2 rRNA genes (1 of these 2 cut by a window edge) are annotated in these 2,500 nt (G+C 53.8%); both read left to right on the top strand.

The features are described from left to right. A 23S ribosomal RNA gene (locus tag GS535_RS09125) occupies window positions 1–2,270 on the top strand (it extends 468 nt beyond the left edge of the window). A gap of 87 nt (window positions 2,271–2,357) precedes the next feature. Then, a 5S ribosomal RNA gene (gene rrf / locus GS535_RS09120) occupies window positions 2,358–2,472 on the top strand. Window positions 2,473–2,500: the final 28 nt, after the last annotated feature.

Here is a 2,500-nt window from a genome sequence, read left to right as displayed (position 1 = left end):
CCGATAAGGGGAGTGAAAGAGACCTGAAACCAGATGCCTACAAGCAGTCGGAGCCTCATATGGGGTGACGGCGTACCTTTTGTATAATGGGTCAGCGAGTTTCTGTCCGTAGCGAGCTTAAGCCGATAGGTGTAGGCGTAGCGAAAGCGAGTCTGAATAGGGCGAATTAGTTACTGGTAGAAGACCCGAAACCGAGTGATCTAGCCATGGCCAGGCTGAAGGTGCAGTAACATGCACTGGAGGGCCGAACCCACGCCTGTTGAAAAAGTCGGGGATGAGCTGTGGCTAGGGGTGAAAGGCCAATCAAACTCGGAGATAGCTGGTTCTCCGCGAAATCTATTGAGGTAGATCGTCATGTATTACCCTCGGGGGTAGAGCACTGGATGGGCTAGGGGGGCCCAAAGCCTTACCACACCTAACCAAACTCCGAATACCGAGGAGTATGAGCATGGCAGACAGACGGTGGGTGCTAAGGTCCATCGTCGAGAGGGAAACAGCCCAGACCACCAGCTAAGGCCCCTAAATCGTGGCTAAGTGGGAAAGGATGTGGGGATTCCAAAACAACCAGGAGGTTGGCTTAGAAGCAGCCATCCTTTAAAGAAAGCGTAATAGCTCACTGGTCTAATAGAAACCCTGCGCCGAAAATGTAACGGGGCTCAAGCCACGTGCCGAAGCTGTGGGTGCATAGTTTACTATGCGCGGTAGCGGAGCGTTCTGTAAGCCTGCGAAGGAGACGGGGTGACCCTCTCTGGAGGTATCAGAAGTGCGAATGCTGACATGAGTAGCGATAAACAGTGCGAGAAACACTGTCGCCGAAAGTCCAAGGGTTCCTGCGCAAGGTTAATCCACGCAGGGTGAGCCGGCCCCTAAGGCGAGGGCGAAAGCCGTAGCCGATGGAAACCAAGTTAATATTCTTGGGCCTGCTAGAAGTGACGAATGAGAAATGTTGTCTGCTCTTATTGGATTGAGCAGGCTTTTGGACCATTCCAGGAAATAGCTCTAGCATATAGACCGTACCCGAAACCGACACAGGTGGACTGGTAGAGTATACCAAGGCGCTTGAGAGAACGATGCTGAAGGAACTAGGCAAATTGCTCGTGTAACTTCGGGATAAACGAGACCCGTTAGTGGGCAACCATTGGCGGGTGGCACAGACCAGGGGGTAGCGACTGTTTAGTAAAAACACAGGACTCTGCGAAATCGAAAGATGACGTATAGGGTCTGACGCCTGCCCGGTGCCGGAAGGTTAAGAGGAGATGTGCAAGCGTTGAATCGAAGCCCCGGTAAACGGCGGCCGTAACTATAACGGTCCTAAGGTAGCGAAATTCCTTGTCGGGTAAGTTCCGACCTGCACGAATGGCGTAACGACTTCCCCACTGTCTCCAGCATCGGCTCAGCGAAATTGAATTCCCCGTGAAGATGCGGGGTTCCCGCGGTCAGACGGAAAGACCCTATGAACCTTTACTGCAGCTTTGCAGTGGTATCAGGAAAGTTTTGTGTAGGATAGGTGGGAGACTTTGAACCCAAGGCGCCAGTCTTGGTGGAGTCATCCTTGAAATACCACCCCCAACTCTTCTGATATCTAACCGAGACCAGTAAGCCTGGTCCGGGACCCTGCATGGTAGGCAGTTTGACTGGGGCGGTCGCCTCCCAAAGGATAACGGAGGCGCGCGATGGTAGGCTCAAGTCGGTCGGAAACCGACTGTTGAGTGCAATGGCATAAGCCTGCCTGACTGCGAGAGTGACAGCTCGAGCAGAGACGAAAGTCGGCCATAGTGATCCGGTGGTCCCTCGTGGAAGGGCCATCGCTCAACGGATAAAAGGTACTCTAGGGATAACAGGCTGATCTCCCCCAAGAGTTCACATCGACGGGGAGGTTTGGCACCTCGATGTCGGCTCATCACATCCTGGGGCTGGAGCAGGTCCCAAGGGTTCGGCTGTTCGCCGATTAAAGTGGTACGTGAGCTGGGTTTAGAACGTCGTGAGACAGTTCGGTCCCTATCTGCCGTGGGTGTAAGAGACTTGAGAGGATTTGTCCCTAGTACGAGAGGACCGGGATGAACGAACCTCTGGTGCACCGGTTGTCACGCCAGTGGCACAGCCGGGTAGCTAAGTTCGGAATGGATAACCGCTGAAAGCATCTAAGCGGGAAACCAGCCTTAAAACAAGGTCTCACAGGGCCGTCCAAGACCAGGACGTTGATAGGTCAGGTGTGGAAGTGCGGCAACGTATGAAGCTAACTGATCCTAATCGCCCATATCTCTCACACATCAAAAACACATGCACAGTAGTCAGTCACACTCTCTTCAAAAAACACCAACCAACACTCCCATCACCTTACAGGGTGAGCGGGAAGACCTGGTGGCTATGGCGGGGGCTCCAAACCCGATCCCATCCCGAACTCGGCCGTCAAAACCCCCAGCGCCTATGATACTGCTCCTCGATGAGTGGAAAAGTCGGTCGCCGCCAGGTCCCCTCGCTTACCCTTACAATACCACCC

Origin of the sequence: Saccharibacter sp. EH611, from assembly GCF_009834765.1 — a bacterium.
In the GTDB taxonomy this organism is placed as follows: Bacteria; Pseudomonadota; Alphaproteobacteria; order Acetobacterales; family Acetobacteraceae; genus Saccharibacter.
This window is presented reverse-complemented; position numbering and strand designations above follow the sequence as displayed.